Source organism: Pseudonocardia lacus, assembly GCF_018531445.1.
Lineage (GTDB): Bacteria > Actinomycetota > Actinomycetes > Mycobacteriales > Pseudonocardiaceae > Pseudonocardia > Pseudonocardia lacus.
The window spans coordinates 1-4208 of record NZ_JAHDTH010000349.1 but is presented as its reverse complement, the minus strand read 5'-3'; the positions used below and the strand labels follow the sequence as shown (position 1 = coordinate 4208).

The 4208-nt window shown below is 77.5% G+C and carries 4 protein-coding genes and 1 pseudogene; 4 read left to right on the top strand and 1 reads right to left on the bottom strand.

The annotated features are described in order from the left end of the window. Positions 1–1086: helix-turn-helix transcriptional regulator (locus KIK08_RS37490; protein WP_214408065.1), on the top strand; the 1086-nt coding region annotated here is incomplete at its 5' end. 15 nt (positions 1087–1101) lie between these two features. Here the strand turns inward: KIK08_RS37490 and KIK08_RS37485 are convergent. Continuing rightward, positions 1102–1692 carry an RNA polymerase sigma factor gene (locus KIK08_RS37485; RefSeq protein ID WP_214408064.1) on the bottom strand — a complete coding sequence of 197 codons (591 nt, stop codon included), beginning with the start codon at positions 1690–1692 and terminating at the stop codon, positions 1102–1104. 168 nt (positions 1693–1860) lie between these two features. Between KIK08_RS37485 and truB the strand changes: the two genes are divergently transcribed. From truB to KIK08_RS37470, 3 genes and pseudogenes are all read left to right on the top strand, one after another. Next, positions 1861–2760: a tRNA pseudouridine(55) synthase TruB gene (gene truB, locus KIK08_RS37480; RefSeq protein WP_214408063.1), complete on the top strand. Its 900-nt coding sequence runs from the start codon at positions 1861–1863 to the stop codon at positions 2758–2760. 64 nt (positions 2761–2824) lie between these two features. Next, positions 2825–3790, top strand: a complete 966-nt coding sequence (locus tag KIK08_RS37475; RefSeq protein ID WP_214408062.1) for a bifunctional riboflavin kinase/FAD synthetase — start codon at positions 2825–2827, stop codon at positions 3788–3790. A gap of 70 nt (positions 3791–3860) precedes the next feature. Beyond that, positions 3861–4208: pseudogene (locus KIK08_RS37470) on the top strand (hypothetical protein); the annotation flags it as partial.

Genomic DNA, 4208 nt, shown 5'->3' with positions numbered 1-4208 from the left:
CGGGCCGCCGAGCTGGGCACGGCCCGCGGGGCGGGCGCCGGGCTGCTGGCGGTGGCGGCGCGGGGACTGCTCGGCACGGGCCGGTGGGACGAGGCCGGGGCCGTCCTCGACCGGGCGTGGCGGTCGGCGCCGACGGGCCTCGCGGAGCTGGACGTGCGGTTGGCGCGGGCCCGGCTGAGCACCGCCCGCGGATGCTTCGACGCCGCCGAGGACGACCTCGCCGCGGCGCGGCCCCTGGCCGAGGGCACGCCCGGGACCCGGTACCGCGTCGCGTGGCGGACGCTGGCCGCCGACCTGGCGCTGTGGCGGCTGCGCCCGGAGCCCGCGCTCGGCCACGTCGCGGCCGCCCTCGACCTCCTCGACCGGGGCCCGGACCAACTGGGGCAGCTCGGCCCGGTGCTGCGCCGCGGCGCGCGGGCCGCCGCCGAGCTGACCCGGTTGGGGATCCGGCACGCCGACGGGGAGCTGATCGATCGGCTGCGCCGCGCCGAGGACCCCGCCCACCGGGACGGCGGATCAGCCCCGCTCGCGCGGGCATGCGCCCTGAGCAGGCTGGCCGAGGAGGGCCGCGCCGCCGACCGGTCCGACCCGCAGGCCTGGGAGCGGGCCGCGCGGGCGTGGACCGAGCTCGGCCGGCCCTACCCGGCCGCGTACAGCCACCTGCGCCGGGCCGAGGCGCTGCTGGCCCGGCGGGCCAACTCGGCGGCCGGGGTCACGGCGCTGCGCGAGTCGGCCCGGATCGCCACCGGTCTCGGCGCCGTCCCGCTGCTCACCGAGATCGACGAGCTGGCCGCGCTGGCGCGCGTCCGCCTGGGCGGCCCGCCCCCCGCCCGCGCCGTCGAGCCGGTGGCCGCCCGCCGCCCGGCCGAGGACGACGAGCTGGTCGCCCTGACCGCGCGGGAGCTGGAGGTGCTCGTCGAGCTCGCCGACGGCCGGACCAACCGGGAGATCGCCGGTCGGCTGTTCATCAGCGAGAAGACCGTCGGCGTGCACGTCAGCCGGATCTACACCAAGATCGGCGTGCACAGCCGGGTGCAGGCCAGCGCGGTGCTGCTGCGCTGCCGGCCCGAGCGCCGCCGCCGCTGAGCCCGGCACCCCCGCTCAGGCCACCGACGCCCGCTCGGCCTCGAAGCGCTCGCGGACCTGGTCCAGCACCCGGGCCCGGGTCGGGCCCAGGCTGCCCACCGGGATGCCGGTCATCCGCGACACCTCGGCGTAGGGCCGGGCCTCCCCGCCGAACAGCGCCTGCATCACGGTGCGCCCCCGGGGCGGCAGCCGGCCGATGATCTCCCAGAGCCGGGCGGCGGTGTCGGCGTCGACGACCCGCTGCTCCACGTCGTCCACGGCGGGCACCGCGTCCGTGCCGCCGACCACCGTGCCGCGGCGGTCGCGCAGGATGCGCAGGCACTCCCGGGACGCGGTGGTCGCCAGCCAGCCGCCGAGCCGGTCGGGGTCGCGCACGGTGGAGTGGTTCTCCACCAGCCGCAGCCAGGTCCGCTGCTCGGCGTCGCGGGCGTCGGCGTCCTGCAGCCGGTAGGAGCGGGTCACCCCGCGGACCAGGTCGCCGTAGCGGCGCACGATCTCGCCCCAGGCGCGCTCGTCGCCCGCGCCCGCGGAAGCCAGCAGGTCGGCGGTGCTCGGGCGGGCGGCCGTCGGGTCGGTGGTCGGCTCGGCGGTCGGCGGACGGGTCATGCGCGGCTCCTCGGTCGACGGGGCCCGGATCGGCGGTCCCCGGTCCGCGTCCACCCTCGCCGCCCCGCTGCGCTGCGTCGTCAGGCCAACGCCCTACGTCGTCGCCGCGGGACGCCCTACTTCCGAGCCGGTGCGCCGATCTCCCGCCCGTTTCGGGACAATCGCCCGATGACGGCGACGACGACCGCGTCCGGCCTGGTCGTGGTGGCGAAGCCGGGCGGCTTCACCTCGCACGACGTGGTGGCCCGGCTGCGGCGCATCCTGGGCACCCGCAAGGTCGGCCACGCCGGAACGCTCGACCCGATGGCCACCGGGGTGCTCGTCTGCGGGGTCGGGCGCGGCACCAAGCTGCTGGGCCACCTCGCGCTCGACACCAAGGCCTACACCGCGACGGTCCGGCTGGGCGCCGCCACGACCACCGACGACGCCGAGGGCGAGGTCGTGTCCGAGGCCGACGCGTCGGGCGTGGGCGACGACGCCGTGCGGGCCGGCATGGCCGCCCTGACCGGGGCCATCGAGCAGGTGCCGAGCTCGGTCAGCGCCATCAAGGTCGACGGCAAGCGGGCCTACGCGCTGGTGCGCGCGGGCGAACGGGTGGAGCTGGCGGCCCGACCGGTCACCGTGTCGGACTTCACGCTGCTGGCCCGCCGCGACGGCATCGGGGCCGACGGTGGCCGGGTCGACCTGGACGTCTCGGTCGAGTGCTCGTCGGGCACCTACGTGCGCGCGCTGGCCCGCGACCTCGGCGCCGGGCTCGGTGTGGGCGGTCACCTCACCGCGCTGCGCCGCACCCGCGTCGGCCCGTTCACCCTGGCGCACGCCCGCACGCTGGAGCAGTTGGAGGCCGACCCGGGACTGTCGCTGTCGCTGGACGAGGCGGTCGCGGTGGCCTTCGCCCGCCGCGACGTCGACGGGGAACTGGCCGCCGACCTGTCGCACGGCCGCCCGCTCCCGCCGGTCGACCTGCCCGGCACGTACGGCGTCTTCGGTCCCGATGGCGCCGTGATCGCGCTGGTCGCAGAGCGGGAGGGTCGCGCGCGCCCGGTCGTCGTACTGGCCCCGGCGTGACCGGATCGGCCCAACGCGGTCCCGTCGCGCAGCGCGCCGCGGGGCTTTCCGTAGGCTCCGGAGTGTGCAGCGCTGGCGTGGCCTGGAAGCCGTACCGAACGGATGGGGGCGCAGCGTCGTCACCGTCGGGGTGTTCGACGGGGTCCACCGCGGCCACCAGCAACTGATCGGGCACGCCGTGCGGCGGGGCCGCGAGCGCGGGCTGCCCGCCGTGGTCGTCACCTTCGACCCGCACCCCGCCGAGGTGGTCCGCCCGGGCAGCCACCCGGCCCGGCTGACCGGCCTCACCCGCCGCGCCGACCTGGTCGCCGAGCTGGGCGTGGACGCGTTCTGCGTGCTCCCGTTCACCGCGGAGCTCTCCCGCACCCCGCCGGCCGAGTTCGCCCACGAGGTGCTGGTCGAGCGGCTGCACGCCGCCGACGTGGTGGTCGGGCGCAACTTCACCTTCGGTCACCGCGCCCAGGGCGACGTCGCGATGCTCACCGCGCTGGGCGAGCGGTTCGGGTTCGGCGTGGAGGGCCTCGACCTGATCAGCGACGACGGCGTCACCTTCTCCTCGACCTACATCCGCTCCTGCATCGACGCGGGCGACGTCGAGGCCGCCACGGCCGCGCTGGGCCGCCCGCACCGCGTGGAGGGCGTGGTCGTGCACGGCGACCGCCGCGGCCGCGAGCTGGGCTTCCCCACGGCCAACGTCTCCACCCCGCCGTTCACGGCGCTGCCCGCCGACGGCGTGTACGCGGGCTGGTTCGCCATCGCGGCCACCGGCGTCGGGGCCCCCGGCGCGGGCGGCGCGGGGGAGCGGCGCCTGCCGGCCGCCATCTCGGTGGGCACCAACCCGACGTTCTCCGGTCGCGAGCGCACGGTGGAGGCCTACGTCCTCGATGTCGACGAGGACTTCTACGGCTTCGAGGTGGCCGTCGACTTCTCCCACCGGCTGCGCGGGCAGGAGCGCTTCGACGACGTCGACGCGCTGGTCACCCAGATGCACAAGGACGTGGCCCGCACCCGCGAGCTGCTCGGCGGCTGACCGGCGCCCGATCACCACGGATTCTCCCGTTCGGCCACGGGAGGGCACCCGCCCCTGCGAGCATCCCGGTATGACCACGACAGCCGGGGAAGCGGCAGGGCGGATCGCGGCGAACCGCGAGCGGCAGCGCGAGCTCTACGGGGTCCCCCTCGGCGACCGGGTCCGGGCGCTGACCGCCGTCCTGCGCGTCTCGCAGGCGCGGCTGGCCAAGGCGCTCGGGGTGAGCCCGGCGATGCTCAGCCAGCTGGCCAGCGCCCGCCGGGTGAAGATCGGCGACCCGGCCGTGCTGGCCCGGCTGCTGCTGCTCGACCAGCGCTGCCGGTCGCTGCCTCAGCGGCCCGCCTCGCGCGCCGTCGAAGCGCTGCTGGCCGAGGTCGCCGTGGCCCGCTGGCACTGGTCGGGCGGCGCCCCGGCGCCG